This window comes from Reyranella aquatilis, assembly GCF_020880995.1.
In the GTDB taxonomy this organism is placed as follows: Bacteria; Pseudomonadota; Alphaproteobacteria; order Reyranellales; family Reyranellaceae; genus Reyranella; species Reyranella aquatilis.
The window spans coordinates 418,156-437,724 of record NZ_JAJISD010000003.1 but is presented as its reverse complement, the minus strand read 5'-3'; the positions used below and the strand labels follow the sequence as shown (position 1 = coordinate 437,724).

Here is a 19,569-nt window from a genome sequence, read left to right as displayed (position 1 = left end):
CGAGATGAAGCTGCCGCTGGCGACACTGGACCATGTGGTCATCAACGCGCGCGACGACATGGACCACGCAGCCGACGTCTATACGCGGCTCGGCTTTTCGCTCACCGAACGCGGCTATCATTCGCTGGGCTCGATGAACCATCTCGCGATGTTCGGGACCGACTATCTCGAACTGATCGCGATTCCCAAGGACGCCCAGTCGGGCCGCCTGGACCTCCTCACCTTCCCGTTCGGCCTCAACGGCCTGGTGTTCGGGTCCGAGGATTCCGCCGTTACCTACGAAGCTCTCAGCAAGGCGGGCGTTCCGGTCGAGGCGCCGGTCGAGTTCACGCGCCCCGTTAAGGTCGGCGGCGAGATGCGGGACGCGCGGTTCCGCACCGTCCGCATGAAGGCCGGCGTCGTGCCGTACGGGCGGGTCTACTACTGTCACCACTTCACCCGCGACGTGGTGTGGCGCGACGAGTGGCGCCACCATGCGAACGGCACGGTCGCCATCGTGCGCTTCCTGATCGTCGAGCCGGATCCGTCGGCGGCGGCCAAGCTGTATGCCGACATGTTCGGAGAGGAATCGGTGCGCGACATCCAGGGCGGCAAGTCCGTGGTGGTCGGCAATTCGAGGGTCGACATCGTGACCGAGGCCGAGCTCAAGGCGCAGTTCGGCGATGCCGTGCCCGATCCCGAGGGCCGCAAGGCCTACATGGCGGGGCTCACCTTCCGCACGCTGTCTGCCGCAAAGGCGGCACGTGCCTTGCAAGCCGGCGGCATCGCCGGTGTGACCGAGAGCGCGGGTCGCGTGGTCGTGCCGGCCCGGCAGGCGTTGAACGCGGTGTTGGAGTTCATCGAATAGACTGAAGAGCGACGTCAGGGCTGCTGGGGAGCGGCCGAGAAGGGATTCGATGGAATATTACGATTGCTTCGCGGCGAGCTATGCCAACGCGCGCGCGAAATTTCTCAAGGCCGCGACGGCGGCGCAGGGCGATGTGCGCTCTTTCCTGCACCCCGCGAAGAAGGCGCCGGACGGCGGTCCGCTGGCCATCGACGTGGCCTGCTTCGGCGACCGCAAGGCGCCTAGGCAGGCGCTGTTCGTGAGCGGCACGCATGGCCAGGAGGGCTTCTCGGGTTCTGCTGTCCAGATCGGCTGGCTGAACTCCGGTGGCGCGCAGCGGTTGCCGTCCGATGTCGGCGTGGTGCTGGTGCATGGCCTCAATCCCTACGGCTTCGCGCACTTCACGCGCACGACCGAGAACAACGTCGATCTCAACCGCAACTTCATCGATCGCGAGGCCGGATCCGCGCCCGCCAATCCGCACTACGAGACGCTGCATGCCGACCTGCTGATCCACGAATGGACGGATGCGGAGAACGAACGCGTCGCGGGCGTGCTCGAGCGTTTTGCCGCCACCAACGGCCGCGACGCGCTGTTCGATACGCTGGCGCGCGGCCAGTACGAGCACCAGGATGGGCTGATGTTCGGCGGCAAGGACCGCGAATGGTCCAACCGGACGCTGGAAACCATCGTCCAGGAGACGCTGGCCGGCGCCGAACGAGTGGCCTTCATCGACTGGCACACCGGCATCGGCGAGTACGGCAAGCCGTTCTTCCTGTGCTTCAACGATCCGGCCGGGCCCTTGTTCGCGCGCGCCTGCGACTGGTGGGGCAAGGACAATGTCGACGGCGTACGGCCGCACGGCATGGCCCGTCCCAACTACACCGGCCTCGTCTTCCAGGGCGTGCAGCGCTTCCTGGGCAATCGCGAGATGTGCGGCGCGGTGATCGAGTTCGGCACCCGCGGCGTCAACATGCGCCGCGTGCTGCGCCTCGACCAGTGGCTGCGCCGTCATCATCACGGCCTGGATCCCGACGTTCTCGCCACGCTGCAGGCCGACATGATGGACGCGTTCTGCCCGTTCGACGGACAGTGGCGCAAGGACACGCTCGACTACGGGCTGAAGCTCACCGACCAGGCACTCTCGGGACTTTCCTCATGGTGACCATCAAGTACGACAACCAGGGTGACGCGATCTCGCGCGACGTGCCGCTCGACAGCCTCGCGCTGATCGACGCGGGCGGTAATGGCACCGAACGCAGCTACACCTACGCCGACATCCTGCGGCTGAGCGGCGCCGTGGCACGCGGCCTACTGAAGCGCGGCCTGCAGCGGGGCGACCGGGTCGCCATCCTCTCGGCCAACCGCGCCGAGTTCCTGCTGACCTTCCTTGGAACGATGCAGGCCGGCCTCGTGTCGGTTCCGGTGAACTACAAGCTGCCGGCCGAGACGGTCGCCTACGTCGTGGGCGACTGCGACGCCAAGCTGGTGATCGGCGACGATGCGCGTCTCCCGCTGGCGCCCAACGACGTACCGAAACTCTCCTTCGACAGGGACTTCGAGAGCCTGCTCGACGAGGGCCCGTTCACGCCGCTTCCAATGAAGCCCGAGGAACCGGCGATGTTCCTCTACACGTCGGGCTCGACCGGACGCCCCAAGGGCGTGGTGCTGTCGCACTACTCGCATCTCTGGGCGATCAGCCAGCGCGTGCGCCGGCCGGGGCCGCTCGGTCAGCGCGCCCTCGTGGCCGCGCCGCTCTATCACATGAACGGTCTCGCCATGTGCCAGACGACCTTCTCGCAGGGCGACACCGTGGTGCTGCTGCCGCAGTTCACGACCCGGGGCTACATCGAGGCCGCGGCCCGGCATCGCGTGGCGTTCCTCACGTCGGTGCCCACCATGATCGCGATGATGCTGCGTGAGCGCGAGTTGCTCGCCAGCGCCGATCTCTCGGCCGTCGAGGCCGTCCGCATGGGCTCCGCGCCCGTTACCCAATCGCTGATCGACCAGGTCCACGCGGTGTTCCCGAAGGCTGTGGTCAGCAACGGCTACGGCACCACGGAGGCCGGCCCCGTCGTGTTCGGGCCGCACCCCAGGGGACTGCCGCAGCCGGTCCTCTCGACGGGCTATCCCCATCCCGAGGTCCAGCTCCGCCTCGTGCGCGACGGCAAGGAAGTTCAGGACGAAGGCGAGCTCCAGATGAAGTGCGGTGCGCTGATGACGCACTATCACAAGCTGCCGGCCAAGACGGCCGAGGTGATGACGCCGGACGGTTACTATCGCACCAGCGACGTCTTCCGCCGCGACGAGAATGGCTTCTTCTATTTCGTCGGCCGCGTGGACGACATGTTCGTGTGCGGCGGAGAGAACATCTATCCCGGCGAGGTCGAGAAAATGCTCGAACGCCATCCCGGCATCCACCAGGCCGCCGTGATCCCCGTGCCCGACGAGCTGAAGGGCCACAAGCCGATCGCGTTCGTCGTGAAAGCCGCGGATGCCGAGCTCGACGAGCAGGCGGTGAAGACCTACGCGCTGGCCAATGCGCCGGCCTACCAGCATCCGCGCCGCGTCCTGTTCGTCGACGAGATGCCCCTCGCCGGCACCAACAAGATCGACAAGCGCGTGCTCGCCAAACAAATCCCAACCGGAGAAGTCTGACCAATGAAAGCAGCTGTCGTCCGTGAACATGGCGGACCGGACCGCCTCGTCTTCGAGACCAACTTTCCCGACCCGACGCCCGGCGAGGGCGACGTCATCGTCGCGGTGAAGGCCTCGTCGCTGAACTATCACGACGTCTTCACCCGCCGCGGCATGCCGGGCATCAAGGTGCCGATGCCCGCCATCATGGGCCTCGACGTCGCTGGCGAGATCGCCGAGGTCGGCCCGGGCGTCACCGGCTGGAAGAAGGGCGACCGCGTCCTGGTCGATCCGATCAACCGGGTCGAAGGCGGCCTGATGGGCGAGACGGTGCATGGCGGCCTGGCCGAACTGTGCAAGGCACGCGCCCACCAGCTCGTCAGGATCCCGGATGGTGTCAGCTACGCCGATGCGGCAGCCCTGCCTGTCGCCTACGGCACGGCGTTGCGCATGATGGTGACCAACGGCCATGTCGCGAAGGGCGAGAAGGTCCTGATCCTCGGTGCGTCCGGTGGCGTGGGCGTCTGCTGCCTGCAGCTCGCCAAGCTCGCCGGCTGCGAGGTCATCGCCTGCGCCGGCACCGACGCCAAGGCCAAGCGCCTGCAGGAGCTCGGCGCCGACAAGACGATCAACTACATCGAGAAGGATTTCATGAAGGAAATCTTCGCGATGTACGGCAAGCCGACGCGGCGCGGCAGCGGCACCGACCAGGGCGTCGACGTCGTCGTGAACTACACCGGCGGCGACACCTGGGTGAACTCGCTGAAGACCCTGAAGGTCGGCGGGCGCCTGCTGACCTGCGGCGCCACCGCGGGCTACGCCCCCACCGAGGACATCCGCTTCATCTGGACCTTCGAACTCAAGATCCTGGGCTCGAACGGCTGGATGCGCACTGACATCGAGAAGCTCCTCGAACTGGTGCAGAGCGGCAAGCTCAAGGTCCTGGTCGACAAGGTCTTCCCGCTGTCCGAGGCACGCGAGGCGCTGCGCGTGATCGAGGATCGCGAAGTGTTCGGCAAGATCGTGGTGGCCCCATGAGCGACAAGCTTCAACCGCTGACCTCGGAAGAGATGCAGGCGCAGCTCGACCGCTCGCCGTTCATCGCCTTTCTCGGCCTGAAGGTGATCGCCAGTGATCCGGCAAAGGAGGAGGTCACCATGACCTGCGCCATGCGGCCGGAGTTCGAGCGCGGCGCCGGCACGGGCCAGTGGCACGGCGGTCCGCTCGCTGCGATCATCGACACGGTCGGCGACTATGCGCTGATCATGGCGCTGCGCCGCCCCCTGCCGACCATCAACTTCCGCGTCGACTATCTCCGGCCCGCGATCAAGACATCGCTCATTACGACGGCGCGCGTGCGCCGTGCCGGCAAGAGCGTGGGCGTCGTCGATGTCGACGTGTTCAACGAGCAGAAGGCCCTCCTCGCGGTGGGACGTGCGACCTATTCGACGCTGCAGACTTAGACCACACGGTATGAAGTTTGCTTCGTCCGGCCCGGGACTTGGGGATTGGGAACGGAGGCTGTCATGACGATCAATGTTTCACGACGCGTGTTCGGAGCGGGCGTTCTGGCGGTCGGTGTGGCCGGCGCATCCCGAGGAGCGTTCGCACAGGGCACGCCCAGACGGGGCGGTACGCTGGTGGCGACCTGGGGCGGCGGCGAGCCGCAGGCCTGCTACGTGCCGGCCGGCGGCGGCTCGAGCCCGACCTTCTCGTCTTCCAAGCTGTTCGAGCGGCTGGCCAAGCGCAACATGGACGGCAGCTTCGAGGGCGTCCTCGCCGAGTCCTGGAAGCCGTCGGCCGACTTCAAGTCCTACACGGTCAAGGTCCGTAAGGGCGTGAAGTTCCATGACGGCAAGGACATGACGGTCGACGACGTCGTCTATTCCGTCAGCGAGATCTGGAAGAAGTATGCCGTCGCGTCGGCACTCACCGACTTCGCGGGCATCGAGTCGCCGGACGCCGACACCGTCGTCTTCAAGTACAACAATCCGACGCCGGAGTTCTTCTTCGCGTCGACCCTGTGCTCGCCGGTCGCCTACATCGTGCCCAAGCACGTCTACGCCGGCAGCGATCCCGTCACCAATCCGGCCAACAACGCACCGATCGCCACCGGTCCATGGAAGTTCAAGGAGTGGGTGCGCGGCAGCCACTTCGAGTACGTGAAGAACGAGAACTACTGGAAGAAGGACGAGCCCTATCTCGATCGTCTGATCATCCGCTACGTGCGCGATCCGGCCGGCCGAGCGGCCGCGATGGAAGCGGGCGACATCCATATCGGCGTGTTCAATCCGGTTGCACCGCCGGACATCAAGCGCCTGACCGGCACGGGCAAGTTCGTCGCGACGCCCAAGGGCTACGAGGAAGCCGTCTGGTCGACCACGCTCGAATGCAACATGCGCAATCCGATCTTCGCCAAGCGCGAGGTCCGGCAGGCGATCTTCAACGCGATCAACCGCGATTTCATCGCCAAGACCGTCTACTACGGCTACGCGCGGCCGGGCACGAGCCCGATCTACTCCCCCAACAAGGAGTTCTTCACGGCCGACACCTTCAAGACCCCGTTCGACCCGAAGAAGGCGGCGGCGCTGCTCGACGCGGCGGGTTTCCCGAAGAAGGCCGACGGCAAGCGCTTCACCCTGAACCTGCTCTCGGCCGGCTGGTTCCCCGAGAACGGCAAGGTCGGCGCCTATGTGAAGCAGGTGCTCGAGGATGTCGGCATCGGCATCAACCTCACGGTTCCCGACCGCCCGACCTCGATCAAACGCATCTACACCGACTACGATTTCGACCTGGCGATCTCCAATCAGGCCAACCCGTCGGAGCCGGTGCCGTCGACGACACAGTACTTCACGACCGACGGCATCCTGAAGGGCGTGCCCTTCCGCAACGCCTCGGGCTACTCCAATCCCGATGTCGACAAGCTGGTCGACAGGATCAAGGTCGAAACGGATCCGGCGAAGCGCAAGGCACTGGTCGTGGACTTCCAGAAGGTCATCACGCAGGAAGCCCCGCTCCTGCCGCTGGTTGAACTCGAATCGATCACCCTGGCCAGCACCAAGGTGCAGAACCACTCGAACGACCCGAACTTCCTCGCGGCGAGCTGGGGAGACCTATGGCTGGCGAGCTAGTCTCGCCAACGCCTGCGCTCCGCGGCTCCGCACGCCGGGCGGCGGCGCTCAAGCTGCTGCGGCGACGGCTGATCCAGGCCGTCCCGCTGATGCTGGGCGTGGTGGTCATCAACTTCTGCCTGATCCAGATGGCGCCCGGAAGCTTCCTCGAGCTGATGACGGCCGAGAACCAGGTGAGCGATCCGGCGACGGTCGCCCTGCTGCGCAAGACCTATGGCCTGGACGATCCGGTCTGGATGCAGCTCCTCAAGTACATCTGGGCGCTGCTGCATTTCGACTTCGGCTTCTCCTACCGGCAGAATATGCCGGTCATCCAGGCGATCTGGATCCACCTTCCCGCCACCATCCTGCTCATGGTCTCGAGCATTGCGCTCGCCGTCACGATCGGCGTCGCGGCCGGCGTGGTGGCCTCGATGAAGGTCCGCACCTTCTGGGACAGCCTCGTCTCGGTCGCGGCCATGTTCTTCTACGCCGCCCCCAGCTTCTGGCTGGGCATCATGCTGATCGTGCTGTTCTCGGTGAAACTCGGCTGGCTGCCGGTGGGCGGGATGATGAAGATCGGCGGCAACGGCGGCGTGCTGGAGATCCTGCACCACCTGATCCTGCCGACCCTCGCGCTCGGCCTCTTCTATGCCGCGATCTACGCCCGCGTCATGCGCTCCTCGATGCTCGAGGTAGCGCAACTCGATTTCGTGCGCACTGCGCGCGCCAAGGGCCTTAGCCGCAATCAGGTCACGATCCACCACGTGCTGCGCAACGCGCTGCTGCCGGTGGTCACGATCCTGGGCGTGCAGATGGGCACCGTCCTCGCGGGCAGCGTCGTGATTGAGAGCGTGTTCAGCTGGCCGGGCGTCGGGTCGCTGCTGTTCGACAGCGTGAGTTCGCGCAACTACCCGGTCGTTCTCGGCATCATGGTGCTGGGCTCGCTGGTGGTCATCGCAGCGAACATCGCAGTCGACCTGATCTACATGTGGCTCGATCCGCGCATCGAGATCCGCTGATGCAGAGGTTCGAGTTTCTTGGTCGTTTCGCGCGCAACCGCGGCGCCCTGGTCGGTGCCGGCCTGATCCTCGTGGTCGCCCTGATGGCGATTCTCGCGCCGGTCTTCTTTCCCACCGACCCGTTGCGAATCGTCGGCCTGCCCGAATTGTGGCCGGGCGAAGATTCCGAGTTTCCGCTCGGCACCGATTCGCTGGGCCGCGACATCCTCGCGATGATCGTTCACGGGGCCCGGGCGACCCTGCTCATCGGCCTTTTCGCTTCGGCGGTGGCCACCATTATCGGTGTGGGAGTCGGCGCCATCGCGGGCTACTTCGGCGGGTGGGTCGACGAGATCGCCATGCGCGCGGCCGAGCTGTTCCAGACCATCCCGAACCTGATCTTCGTGCTCACCATCGTGGTCATCCTGGGTTCGACGCTGAGCAACATCGTGATCGCCATCGGCATTGTGAGCTGGACCCCGATCGCGCGCATGACGCGGGCGGAGTTCCTGGCACTGCGCGACCGGGAGTTCGTCCAGGCCTGCCGCTCCATGGGCATGAGCGACTTCCGCATCATCCTCACCGAGATTCTGCCCAACGCGCTGCCCCCGGTGATCGTTCTCTCCTCGCTCGTCGTGGCCGGCGCCATCCTGTTCGAATCGGCCGTCTCCTTCCTCGGCCTCGGCGATCCCAATGTCGCGAGCTGGGGCCGGCTGGTCGGCGACGGACGACAGCTCATCCGCAGCTCCTGGTACATCTGCGCCATCCCGGGCATCGCCATCATGATCACCGTGCTCTGCCTGAACCTGGTGGGCGACGGGCTGAACGATGCGCTCAATCCCAAACTGAGGGATCGGTGATGAAGCCACTCCCTCTGGAAGTGCGCGACCTGCGCACGACGCTATTCACGCGCCGCGGCGAGATGAAGGCGGTCGACGGTCTGAGCCTGACCGTCGGCCCCGGCGAGACCGTCGCGATCGTGGGCGAATCGGGCTGCGGCAAGTCGCTGTCGGCGCTGTCGATCATGCGCCTGCTGCCCGACCCGCCGGCCCGCATCGTCGGCGGCCAAGTGAAGCTGAACGGACGGGACATCGTGCCCCTGCCCGAGGAGACCATGCTGGGTATCCGCGGCAAGGAGATCGGCATGATCTTCCAGGATCCGATCAGCTCGCTGAACCCGGTGGCCACGGTCGAGAAGCAGATCGTCGAAGTGCTGATGACCCACACCGAGCTGGGTCGCGGGCAGGCGCGCGTGCGCGCCCACGAGCTGCTGGAGCTGGTCGGCATGCCCGACGCGGCCCGTCGCCTCGATGCCTATCCGCACCAGCTCTCCGGTGGCATGTGCCAGAGGGTCGTGATCGCCATGGCGATCGCCTGCAGCCCGTCGGTTCTGATCGCCGACGAGCCGACCACGGCGCTCGACGTCACGGTGCAGGCGCAGGTTCTGGCGCTGCTGAAGAAGCTGCAGGCCGACGCCGGCATGGCGATGATCTTCATCACCCACGATCTCGGCGTCGTGGCCGAGACGGCCGACCGGGTGGTCGTCATGTATGCCGGGCGCAAGGTCGAGGAGGCCTCGGTCGACGACCTGTTCGACAATCCGCTGCACCCCTACACGGTTGGCCTGATCGGCGCGACGCCGACGCCCGGCGCCGAGCGGGCCGAGCGACTGGCCGACATTCCCGGGATGGTCCCGCCGCTCAATGCCCTGCCGCAGGGCTGCGCCTTCGCGCCGCGCTGCAAGCGGGTGATGGACCGCTGCCTCGCGGAGAGGCCGGCTCTCACGGCACCGGGGCCGGGCCGGCTCGTCGCCTGCTTCGCGGCCGAGGGGAGCTGACCGTGTCGTTGCTCTCGCTGAAGGACGTGCGCGTCCAGTTCAACACCTCGGGCGGCATCGTACGCGCCGTCAATGGCGTCAGCCTCGATCTCGCGGTGGGCGAAACGCTGGGCCTGGTAGGCGAATCAGGCTGCGGCAAGTCCACGCTCGGCAAGGCGATCATGAAGCTGGTCCCCGCGGCCGGCGGCCAGATCCTCGTCGAGGGGGTCGATATTGCGCCGCTGAGCGGCGAACAGCTTACGGACATGCGCCGCAAGGTGCAGATGATCTTCCAGGATCCCTACGGTTCGCTGAACCCGCGGTCGACGGTGGGTCGCTCGGTGGCGCAGCCGCTGGTGCTGGCTGGCTGGAAGCCCGATGCCATCGCCGAACGGGTCGAGACGCTGCTGCGCTGGGTCGGCCTGCCGAGCGACGCTAGACAGCGCTATCCGCACGAATTCTCCGGCGGCCAGCGCCAGCGCATCGGCATCGCCCGCGCCCTGGCACTCAGCCCCAAGCTGATCATCTGCGACGAGCCGGTGTCGGCGCTCGACGTCTCGGTCCGCGCGCAGGTGATCAACCTGCTCGAGGACCTGAAGGGGCAGTTCGGCGTCTCCTATCTGTTCATCAGCCACGATCTCAGCGTTGTCGAGCACATCGCCGACCGGGTCGCCGTGATGTACCTCGGCATGCTGTTCGAGGTCGGCGGGCGCGACCAGATCTGGAAGAGCCCCCAGCACCCCTACACCAGGGCGCTGCTGGCGGCCGCGCCGATCGCCAACCCGAAGCTGGCCCGCGCCCGCCAGCGCACCGTCCTGCAGGGCGAGCTGCCGAGCCCGCTCAACCCACCGCCGGGCTGCCCGTTCAATTCGCGCTGCCCGATGGCCCAGGAGCGCTGCCGGGCCGAGAAGCCGGTGCTGCGTCCGCTCGGCAACGGCGCGCAGGCGGCGTGCCATTTCGTCTGATTTGGCTATGATCCGAGGCATGAGACTGCCCGCCTTCCTGCCCGTCCTGTCCGCCGCCCTGCTCGGCGCCGTCACCGCCTCCGCCCAGACCATGGAGTTCGCCTGCCCTGATCCGGGCACGACCTTCACCTACGACAGCGGCGTCAAGGTTGTGGCGCGCGGCCGCAGCGGCATGGACTGCAACATGGAACGCGTGGGCGGCGGACCCTTCAAGCTGCGGGCGCTGCTGTTCGACAATCCGTCGGCCGACGGCAACGACACCTCGGCCTTCATCGCCGCGTTGCGTCCCGAACGCCTGTGGCCACTTGAGGCCGGCAAGAAGATCGAGGCCAGCTACAAGATCGGTGGCGGCACCTGGACCTACACGCTCGCCGTCGTGCGCTACGAGCGGCGTACCGGTCCGGGCGACAAGATGATCGACACCTTCCTGATCGAGATGAACGAGACCGGCGACAAGGGCCAGCGCTCGGTTTCGCGCTGGTGGATCGCCCCGTCCGACAAGTTCGCCATCCGCTACGATTTCAGCGACGGCGCCGGCAAGGCCAACCGCGCCGTCGTGACCGAGATCACGCGCTAAGAAACGGCCGACGCATTGCGTCGAAACCTAAGGGTAGCATAGCAGAATGCTGCTCAATCTCGGTTTGCCTTACGCCACCGAACCCGGATCGGTGTTGGCGCCGCAAATCAGCGTCGCCACGCGTTCGCCCGGCGCCGGGCGATAGGCGCCGGCGCGCAGCGCGGCGAGGCCGGTGGCGCCGGCCGGTTCGGCGACGATGCGCAGCCCGTCCCACAACGCGCGCTGCGTCTCGCGCACGGCGTCGTCGGTGACGAGCACCGAATCGCGAACCAGTGCTCGCGCGACCTCGAAGTTCGGCGTGCCGATGCGGCTGGCGCCGAGCGCGTCGGCGGCGATGCCGGAGATGGCGACGTCGACCGGCTTCCCGGCCTTCAGCGCCGCGTGCAGTGTCGCCGTGCCTTCGGTCTCGACGGCGACGATCTTCTTCGCGGTGCCGATCGCAGCGGCGCAGCCGGCGATCAGGCCGCCGCCGCCGACGGCGATCAGCAGCGTGTCGAACTCGGCCTGTTCCGCGAACTCGAGCGCGACGCTGCCGGCGCCAGCGAACACGACCTCGTCCTCGTAGGCCGGCACCATCAGCGCCCCGGTCTCGGCGGCGCGCGCCTCGGAGGAGGCGCGGGCCTCGGCATAGACGGCGCCCACCAGGTTCACGACCGCGCCGTAGCTGCGCAGCCGCGCCACCTTGGCGGGCGATGCGATGGTCGGCACGAAGATTTCGGCCCGATGGCCGAGCGCCCGCGCGGCATAGGCTGCGGCCGCGCCATGGTTGCCGCCCGACGCCGCGATGATGCCGGCGGCCGGCACCTTCGAAGCCAGCAGCTTGTGGAATGCGCCGCGTCCCTTGAACGTCCCGCTGACCTGCAGCGATTCGAGCTTCAGGGCCAGCGGTGCCGTCACACCGAGCGAACCGGCGCTGAGTTCAATCACCGGGGTGCGACGCACATGCGGACGGATCAGGCTCCAGGCGGCCTCGACTTCGGTGCGGGAGATCATCGTCTTCGTCTTCCTGTTCCTCCCCCGTCATCGGGGGAGGTGGCCCGCAGGGCCGGAGGGAGTGGGCAACGAGTATGGGGCTTTGCCCCTCCGTCTCCTTCGGGGACACCTTCCCCGCGGGGCGGGGGAGGCCGTTACTTCCGGCAGGCCGGGACGTGGCGCAGGTAGTGGTCGAAGTCCGGCGTGCGCGCGCGCGGGTCCTTGGCTTCCTCGTCGTAGCGGCGCAGGCGCACCGCTTCGGCGTGATAGGGGTTGGCGCGGAAGGCCTCGACCTCGTCGGGCGACATAAGTCCACCCTGAAGCTCCAGACTGCGCACCGAATCGGGCGCAAGCTTGCCGAAATAGTCGGACTCGACGGTGCAGAGATAGCGCTTGGCGGTGACGTGCAGGCGGACGGGCTCGCTGACCGCGGGACCGAAGCGTTCTGCCAACCACTGCGCACCCAGCTCCTCGTGCACGTCGTCGACGCCGCGCGAGGCGGGATCCTCGCCGAGATCGTGGATCATGTGGCCGACATCGTGCAGCAACGAGGCCAGCACGGTGGCCGGAGGCGCGCCGTCGGCCTCGGCCAGCGCCGCCGACTGCAGTGCGTGCTGGAGCTGGTTGATGTCGGACAAGCCGTAACGCCGTGTAGCGCGGCCGGCGAAGATTTCCAGGAGTTCCTGGCGCAGCGGGTCGTTCATGCGCTCCTTTTACCATGAACCGGGCCGTAACCGGGAATCAGCGAAAGGGCCTGCTGCAACGGGTCGCCCTGCCACGCGCGCGTAACAAAATCGCCATGCATGTCGAGCCCGCCGGTAGGCCCCAAGAAGGCGACGGTCCCGGGCGTCAGACTCTTGGGGAGCGTGCGCGTGAACTGAATGCGCCGCTTGGCGAGCAGGCCCTGCAGCGCCGCGTTCTCGTCCTTGGTCGATTCGGTGTAGGCACTCAGCAGGAACGCCTGCTGGCGGCGGGCAGCGAACCAGGCGGCGAACTTGTCCTCCTCGCCGTAGAGCGCGTCCAGCAGGATGAGCCCCTTCACGCGATGGTTGGCACCGCCGCGCTGCAGCGCGTAGGCCGCCGACAGGTAGCCGCCGCTGTAGGCCACGATCACCACGGAAGCCAGGTTGAAGCCGCGGCCGGCGCTGCGGTTGCCATAGAGGCGCATCAGCCGCTCGGCCGCTTCGTCGAGATACTTGGCGAAGTGCCCGCCGCGCCAGAAATTGCCGGCGCTCGAATCGAGTGCGTCGAGCGCGAGTTGCGGCGCCACCAGGGCGATGTTCTGCCCCGACTCCGCGATCTGCCGCGGCACGGCCTGGCGCACCGCCACGTCGCGCTCGAGCGTCGCGCCCTGCCCGTGCAGGAAGAGCACGATCAGGACGGGCCGCGTCGGATCGAATCCCTGCGGGAGATAGAGCAGCGAACGGCGGTCGCTGTAGGCCGTCTCCTCCCAGTAGACGTCGCCGCGGCCGGTCGTGTGGCCGCGCCGCTTGCCGTCGCGCGCGTCGAGGAACGGCTTGGTCGTGTCGGGCAGGAAGCCGCGATAGGGAAAGGGCGAGGCGTCGAAGGCGACGAGCTGGGTCTTCGCCTCCTTGAGCGCCGGCGCCGGCGACGGCGCGGCAGCCGCGGGCTTGGCCGCATGCGCCTGGTCGGCTTTGGCGGCAGGCTTTGGAGCCTGCCGCTTGCTCGGCGTCCTCGGCTTCTTCGGCTGGGCGTGCGCGGCAGTCGGCATCAGGAGAGCCCCCAGCAGCAGCAGCGCCCGCCGCTTCACGCGGCGGCGGGCCGCCCTGCCCCCGTTGACTGGGACGGCAGCGGCATGAGGACGGAGAAGAACGTCGGCAGCGCGATCAGGTAGGCGAAGGCGCCGACCAGGACCACGGCCGGCAGGCCGAAGCTGGTCGCCACGATCGGCACGAGCGCGGCGCCGATGACCGAGAAGCAGCCGTTGATGCCCCAGGCCCACAGGAACATGTGGTCCTTGCCCAGGCGGCCGAGCGTCGTCATCGCCGTCGGCATGGGGAAGCCCATGAGGAACGCCGGCGGGAAGATGATCAGCAGGCAGAGCAGGATGCGCAGCGCGTAGGGAAGCGTGCCGATCCAGTCGAGCGCGTAGTCGATCGTGAAGGCATAGGTCACCAGGATCGCGAAGATCGCCAGGAACACCTTGGGCATGAAGGTGCGCGACCGGTCGAGGAAGCGTTCGGAGTAGAAGCTGCCGATGCCGGAGAAGACCAGCATGCCGGTGATCAGCACCGACGCCGACACCGTGGCGTTGGAGAGTGCCAGGATGAAGTGGGAGATCATGCCCACCTCGACGATGATGTACCCTAGCCCCAGGCACAGGAAGTAGATCATCGTGCCGGCCTTGCCGGGATAGCGGCTGAAGATGGTGCGCCAGCCGAAGATCACCGGGAACAGCACCAGGGTCAGCGCGAAGATCGTCGCGATGCCGAGCGTCGCCCACAGGAGCAGGTAGCCCCACTCGTCCTGCACCAGCTCGAGCCGGTCGGTGAACTTCAGCAGATCCGGCACCTTGATGTAGGCGGCGAAGTAGGGCTGGTGGTTGGTGAGGATGCGCGTGTCGAAGACGTATTCGTCGGCGACCTTCTGCCAGCCGCCCTCGATCAGATAGTGCCAGGCGAGGCGGCCCAGAACGGTGGCCGGAACCTTCGGCGTCGGCGGCGCCGCGCCGTCGGCGGGAGCGGCGCCGGGCGCGGCGGCGTCGGTCATGCCGGGCGGCGGCTTGTCGTTGGGCTCGCTCTCCGCCGGCGCGGTCGGATCGGCCGCATGCCCGGCGAAGAAGAACTGGTCGCGATAGTCCTGCAGGATCTGCTTCAGGTCGGACGTGTCGACCTTGAAACCCGGATAGTAGATCTCGTCGAACGACATCGCCTTGGTATGGGCGTTGAGTTCCTCGATCTCCTTCGGGGTGAAGCCGTCGCGCTTGTAGAGCACGGTCGCGGTGGAGAGGTAGGACGACACGACGTAGAACTTCTGCGCGATGTCCTTGCCGCCATCCACGTCGCGCGCGGCGGCGACCATCGTGGCGTAGAGCTTCAGCACGGACTTCGGCGGCTCTTCCTTGTTCCACAGGGTCACCGACAGGACACCACCCGGAGTCAGGGCGCGCATGTAGGCGCTCATCGCCTCGCGGCTGTAGGAATACTTCTCGACGATCGAGAAGCCGCCGGGGCTCGACAGGCCGGCCGAATCGGCCAGCGACAGGTCGATCACGTCGTAGCGGTTCTTCGTATGGGCGACGTAGAGGCGGCCGTCATAGTCGATGACGTTGACCTTGGGGTTGTTCAGGATGTCGCCGGTGAAGTCGCGCAGGTGCTTGTCCTCGCGGAAAGCCGTCAGCAGCGCGGGATTGCCCTCGGCCACCGTCACCTGGCTGGAACCCGACTTCAGCGCCACCGCCGTCGAGATGCCGCCGCCGAACTGGACCACGAAGGTCTTCGGGTCCTTCTTCAGCAGGTACGGGTAGTACATCGGCAGGTACTTGAAGTAGGCCGTCTCGTCGGCCGGCAGGTCCTTGATGATGCCGGCGGGGCCCTCGGAATCGATGTAGAGGCCGAGATAGGCGTTCGACGGCATCTTCTTGAGGTTGAACGCCGCGTTGTCGGACTGGCCCGGCGCGAAGTGCAGATAGGAGCTGGAATAGACCTCGATGTAGCCGAACGGCGAGGCGCGCTCGTAGACGCGCTTGTTGTCGGGGAACTTGCGGGCGTAAGAGACACCCTTGTAGTCGGACACGGCGAGCTTGGGCACGCCCAGCACCTGCGGCGCGAGGTGATGCACGGCGGCCGCCAGGATCGCTACGACAACGATCGCGAACACGCCGCGGCGGTCGCCCAGCGCCACGAACCACAGCACGCCACCGGCCAACCACAGGACCAGTGGCGCCATGATCAGGTCGTCGGGCCGCCAGAGGTACATGGCCAGCAGCACGGTGAGGCCGCACAGGCCCGAGCCGACGAGATCGGCGAAATAGACGCGGCTGAAGGTCTTCTGGGCCTTCAGGAAGATCACGCCGAGATAGAGGGCGCCCGCCAGGAACGGCAGGAAATAGAGCACGAAGTTGGCGAACAGTCGCCACTTCTGCATCGGATCGGAGATCAGGAAGATGGCGTTGAACGGCACCTGCTGGGCGGCGAGGTTGCACACCACCATCAGCGGCCCGAAGGCCAGCAGCGCTCCCTTGACCGAGCCCACCCAGTGCCGCTCGAACCAGCTCTTGCCCACGCACATCACGGCGCTGGTGAGACCGAAGCCGAACATCGCGAGGCTCACGACCAGCGAGCCGAAGTGGGCCCAGCTGCCGACCGAGAACACGCGCATGATGCCGATCTGCAGCGCGATGATGCTGCCGGCGACCAGGCCTACGGAGAGATAGAAGGAGAGCGGCGGGCGATGATCGAGATCGACCGTGATGGACAAGGGGGATCTCCGTTGTTTTTGTTGGATCGCTTTGTGCGATCTCTAGAGGGGCAGTCGTTCAGTCTGATCCGTCACCGGTGCCGTCCCGGCACGTAAGCCGAGGGACCTTTACCGGTTCGATAAAGGTCCCTCGTATCACTGCGATGACGCTGTCGTCTCGAGGTCGCTCGACGCGACCTTTAGCGGTTGTGCGTGCCGACGATCTTGTCGCCTTCGAGCTTAGTGAAGGGCACGAACGGCACGATCTTGCCGCCGTAGATGTCCTCGCGGCTCGTGGTGATGGAGCCATCGGCACCCTGCGTCTTGGTCACCTTGAGCACGCGCTGCGCGCCCGGCGGGCCAACCGGGATCACCATCAGGCCGCCGGCCTTGAGCTGCTGCAGCAGCGGCGGCGGCACGTGGTCGATGCCGCAGGTCACGATGATCTTGTCGAACGGGGCAGCGTCTTCCCAGCCGTAGAAGCCGTCGGCAGCCTTCGTCTTGATGTGCTTGAACTCGGTGTAGCCCTTGTCGATCAGCTTGTCGTACAGGCCGCGCGTGCGCTGGGCGAGCGGCGCGATGATCTCGATCGTGTAGGCGTTCTCGGTGAGGTTGGCGATGTAGGCCGACTGCACGCCCGAACCGGTGCCGATCTCGAGCACCTTCTCGCCGCGCTTCACGTCGATGACGTTGGTCATGCGGCCCTGCACGTGCGGGCCGGACATGGTCACGCCGTAGCCGATGTCGAGGAAGGCGTGCTCGTAGGCGCGCTTGTGAATCGCCGGGCTGATCGCGGAGAACTCTTCGCGCGGGGTGAGCAGGAAGGCGCGCATGGTCGCCTGACCCCAGATATCCTTGTTCTTGATCAGCGCCTGGAAGCGATCCCAGCGCTGGCCGAGGAACACGGGATCCTCACCGCGGGCCTTGCCCCAGGCGATGAAATTCTCGCGCGAATCCATCGGCGGGTTGAGATCCCAGCTGTAGGGCTTGATCGTGGCAGCGATGGCCGGGGCGGCCAGGGCACCGGCGGCGAGCGCAACCGAGCCGGAGACGAAAGTACGCCTCTTCAAGATATTCCTCCTTGGCGCGGACCCGTTGAGAGAGGGCAGAAACCACCGGAAAAGCCCGGCGATTCGGGGCGGCCGCACGTCGAATAGATACGGGAATTGTGGCGGATTTGCCAGCGCAGCCGTGCTAGTTCCTCCGCAACAAAGACGATGAATCACGGGAGGAATGAAGAATGACCCGCAATCTCTCTCGCCGGGCCGCCCTGGGCGCCGCCGCGGCCCTGCCGGCCGCCGCCCTGCTGCCCGTCGGCCTGCGCGCCCAGGCGCCCTGGAAGCCGACCCAGAACGTCCGCATGGTCGTGCCGGCGGCCCCGGGCGGCACCACGGACATCGTGGCCCGCCTGCTGGCCGCCTACCTGACCGAGGCCTGGGGCCAGTCCTGCGTCGTGGACAACAAGTCGGGCGCCGGCGGCGTCATCGGCTCGACCGAGGTGGTCAAGTCGGCTCCGGACGGCAACACGATCCTGATGGGCAATATCGGCCCGCAGTCGATCGCCTACTCGCTCTACCGCAACATGCCCTACACGCCGGCCAGCCTGATCCCGGTGTCCAACGTCATCACCGCACCCAACGTTCTGGTCGTCCACCCCTCGGTTCCCGCCACGACGGTGCCGGAGTTCGTCGCCTGGCTGAAGGCCCAGAACGGCAAGGCTTCCTACGCCTCGTCGGGCACCGGCCAGTCGCCCCATCTCTGCGGCGCCTGGTTCCTGCAGCTCACGGGCACAAAGGCCGAGCACATCCCCTACCGCGGTGCCGCCCCGGCCCTGACCGACCTGGCAGCCGGCGTCACCCAGTTCTTCTTCGACAACCTCACGACCGCCATCGAGTTCGTGCGCGCCGGCAAGCTCCGGGCGCTCGGCCTGACTTCGGCCCAGCGCAACCCGATGGTGCCGGACCTCGTGCCCATCAACGAGACCATGCCGGAACTCAAGCCATTCGACGTCTCGACCTGGTTCGGCGTCTTCCTGCCGGCCAATACGCCCAAGCCGATCGTCGATTCGCTCAACCTTCAGATGAAGGCGTGGCTCGCCGACCCGAAGACCCTGGATCGATTCAAGACCATGGCGGGCTTCCCCGCCTACGGCACGCCCGACCAGTTCAAGGCCTTCGTCGACGCACAGATCGCGCAATGGAAGGGCGTCATCGACAAGGAAGGCCTGAAGCTCGACGTGAACTGAGCCTCACATGATCTGGTTCACCACGCCGCCATCGACACGAAGGGCGGCGCCCGAGGTGCCGGACGCGGCTTCGCTGCAGAGATAGACCCCCAGTGAAGCCACCTCCTCCGCCGACGTGAAGCGCCGGATCAGCGATGTCGGCCGGAAGTCCCGCAGGAAGGCCGCCTCGATTTCCGCGACGGTCACGCCTGTGGCGCGCGCCCGCTCGGCACGCATCCGGTCGGTATTCTCGGTGTGTGTCGGGCCGGGGAGCAGGGCGTTCACGGTGACGCCCGTGCCCGCGAGTTCCATGGCGAAGCCGCGAGATACGGAAAGCTGCGCGGTCTTCGTCATGCCGTAATGGATCATCTCCCTGGGAATGTTCAGCGCCGATTCGCTCGAGACGAAGACGATGCGACCCCAGCCACGCCCGGCCATGCCTGGCGCATAGTGGCGCGTGAAGCGCACCCCGCTCATCACGTTGACCTCGAAGAAGCGCTGCCATTCGCCGTCGTCGATCTCGAACGCCGGCTTGCGGCCGTAGATCCCGAGATTGTTCACCAGGATGTCGATCCGCGGCACCTTGCCGAACACGAGTTGCGCGCCCTCCGCCGTGGCGCAGTCCGCCACGATGCCTGTGGCTCTTGCTTCCGGCAGGGCTTCCTTCAACCGCCTCAACGCGTCGTCGACGCTCGCCTGCCCGCGGCCCGTGATCACCACGCTCGCTCCTTCGGCGGCGAGACCCTTGGCGATGGCGTAACCGATCCCGGCGGTCGAGCCCGTGACGAGTGCATGCTTGTTGGCGAGCCCCAGTTCCATGGCATTCCTCCCTCGGGCACGTCCCGTAGGATGGGACGTTTCCTCCCCTGTGTTAGCCGATATGTCTGTAGAAGGCCCGCGACCTGTAGCGACCGAGGCCGGTGTTGGCCCGCTCACCGCGCTTCCCTTCGCACGGCAGGCGCCATTCCGGGTCTTGCCAGGCAGCGCTCCTCGCATAATATCAGCATTCTGATATCAGGAGC

Annotated in this window: 18 protein-coding genes; 12 read left to right on the top strand and 6 right to left on the bottom strand. The window is 66.7% G+C overall.

The window, feature by feature from the left end:
• The first annotated feature begins 4 nt into the window (after positions 1 to 4).
• The 11 genes from LJ725_RS10200 (at position 5) to LJ725_RS10150 (ending at position 10,932) form a co-directional block, all read left to right on the top strand.
• On the top strand, positions 5 to 847 hold the full coding sequence (locus LJ725_RS10200) for a VOC family protein (RefSeq protein WP_230550551.1): 843 nt from the start codon (positions 5 to 7) through the stop codon (positions 845 to 847).
• A 49-nt stretch (positions 848 to 896) separates the two neighbouring features.
• Positions 897 to 1,991 (top strand): M14 family metallopeptidase, encoded by a 1,095-nt coding sequence (locus LJ725_RS10195; protein ID WP_230550550.1) that lies wholly within the window; start codon positions 897 to 899, stop codon positions 1,989 to 1,991.
• Complete coding sequence (locus LJ725_RS10190; protein ID WP_230550549.1) at positions 1,985 to 3,484, top strand: class I adenylate-forming enzyme family protein; 1,500 nt, start codon at positions 1,985 to 1,987, stop codon at positions 3,482 to 3,484. The genes LJ725_RS10195 and LJ725_RS10190 overlap by 7 nt, the downstream gene beginning before the upstream one ends.
• Positions 3,485 to 3,487: 3 nt before the next feature.
• A complete protein-coding gene (locus LJ725_RS10185) occupies positions 3,488 to 4,501 on the top strand; it encodes a zinc-binding dehydrogenase (RefSeq protein WP_230550548.1) in 1,014 nt (337 codons plus the stop codon).
• A complete protein-coding gene (locus LJ725_RS10180) occupies positions 4,498 to 4,926 on the top strand; it encodes a PaaI family thioesterase (RefSeq protein WP_230550547.1) in 429 nt (142 codons plus the stop codon). The genes LJ725_RS10185 and LJ725_RS10180 overlap by 4 nt, the downstream gene beginning before the upstream one ends.
• 63 nt (positions 4,927 to 4,989) lie before the next feature.
• The gene (locus LJ725_RS10175; protein WP_230550546.1) at positions 4,990 to 6,594 is read left to right on the top strand and encodes an ABC transporter substrate-binding protein; all 1,605 of its coding nucleotides are present in this window, start codon (positions 4,990 to 4,992) and stop codon (positions 6,592 to 6,594) included.
• Positions 6,579 to 7,595, top strand: coding sequence for an ABC transporter permease (locus tag LJ725_RS10170; protein WP_230550545.1), 1,017 nt, complete (start codon positions 6,579 to 6,581; stop codon positions 7,593 to 7,595). The genes LJ725_RS10175 and LJ725_RS10170 overlap by 16 nt, the downstream gene beginning before the upstream one ends.
• Positions 7,595 to 8,434, top strand: coding sequence for an ABC transporter permease (locus tag LJ725_RS10165; protein WP_230550544.1), 840 nt, complete (start codon positions 7,595 to 7,597; stop codon positions 8,432 to 8,434). The genes LJ725_RS10170 and LJ725_RS10165 overlap by 1 nt, the downstream gene beginning before the upstream one ends.
• Positions 8,434 to 9,411, top strand: a complete 978-nt coding sequence (locus LJ725_RS10160) for an ABC transporter ATP-binding protein (RefSeq protein WP_230550543.1) — start codon at positions 8,434 to 8,436, stop codon at positions 9,409 to 9,411. The genes LJ725_RS10165 and LJ725_RS10160 overlap by 1 nt, the downstream gene beginning before the upstream one ends.
• A gap of 2 nt (positions 9,412 to 9,413) precedes the next feature.
• Positions 9,414 to 10,355: an ABC transporter ATP-binding protein gene (locus LJ725_RS10155; protein WP_230550542.1), complete on the top strand. Its 942-nt coding sequence runs from the start codon at positions 9,414 to 9,416 to the stop codon at positions 10,353 to 10,355.
• A gap of 19 nt (positions 10,356 to 10,374) precedes the next feature.
• Entirely contained in the window at positions 10,375 to 10,932 is a 558-nt protein-coding gene (locus LJ725_RS10150) for a hypothetical protein (protein WP_230550541.1), read from the top strand.
• A gap of 69 nt (positions 10,933 to 11,001) precedes the next feature.
• Here the strand turns inward: LJ725_RS10150 and LJ725_RS10145 are convergent, their stop codons facing one another.
• The 5 genes from LJ725_RS10145 to LJ725_RS10125 all read right to left on the bottom strand — a co-directional run bounded on the left by LJ725_RS10145 (position 11,002) and on the right by LJ725_RS10125 (position 17,393).
• Positions 11,002 to 11,925 carry a serine/threonine dehydratase gene (locus LJ725_RS10145; protein WP_230550540.1) on the bottom strand — a complete coding sequence of 308 codons (924 nt, stop codon included), beginning with the start codon at positions 11,923 to 11,925 and terminating at the stop codon, positions 11,002 to 11,004.
• A gap of 134 nt (positions 11,926 to 12,059) precedes the next feature.
• Positions 12,060 to 12,608: an HD domain-containing protein gene (locus tag LJ725_RS10140; RefSeq protein WP_230550539.1), complete on the bottom strand. Its 549-nt coding sequence runs from the start codon at positions 12,606 to 12,608 to the stop codon at positions 12,060 to 12,062.
• Complete coding sequence (locus LJ725_RS10135; protein WP_230550538.1) at positions 12,605 to 13,675, bottom strand: alpha/beta hydrolase; 1,071 nt, start codon at positions 13,673 to 13,675, stop codon at positions 12,605 to 12,607. The genes LJ725_RS10140 and LJ725_RS10135 overlap by 4 nt, the downstream gene beginning before the upstream one ends.
• Positions 13,672 to 16,344 carry a spermidine synthase family protein gene (locus tag LJ725_RS10130; protein ID WP_230550537.1) on the bottom strand — a complete coding sequence of 891 codons (2,673 nt, stop codon included), beginning with the start codon at positions 16,342 to 16,344 and terminating at the stop codon, positions 13,672 to 13,674. Before LJ725_RS10130 ends, LJ725_RS10135 begins: the two co-directional genes overlap by 4 nt.
• A gap of 179 nt (positions 16,345 to 16,523) precedes the next feature.
• Entirely contained in the window at positions 16,524 to 17,393 is an 870-nt protein-coding gene (locus tag LJ725_RS10125; protein WP_230550536.1) for a protein-L-isoaspartate O-methyltransferase family protein, read from the bottom strand.
• A gap of 170 nt (positions 17,394 to 17,563) precedes the next feature.
• On the opposite strand from LJ725_RS10125, the gene LJ725_RS10120 reads away from it, so the two are divergent.
• Positions 17,564 to 18,568 carry a Bug family tripartite tricarboxylate transporter substrate binding protein gene (locus LJ725_RS10120; protein WP_230550535.1) on the top strand — a complete coding sequence of 335 codons (1,005 nt, stop codon included), beginning with the start codon at positions 17,564 to 17,566 and terminating at the stop codon, positions 18,566 to 18,568.
• A gap of 3 nt (positions 18,569 to 18,571) precedes the next feature.
• Here the strand turns inward: LJ725_RS10120 and LJ725_RS10115 are convergent, their stop codons facing one another.
• Positions 18,572 to 19,366: an SDR family NAD(P)-dependent oxidoreductase gene (locus LJ725_RS10115; protein WP_230550534.1), complete on the bottom strand. Its 795-nt coding sequence runs from the start codon at positions 19,364 to 19,366 to the stop codon at positions 18,572 to 18,574.
• Between the last annotated feature and the right edge of the window lie 203 nt (positions 19,367 to 19,569).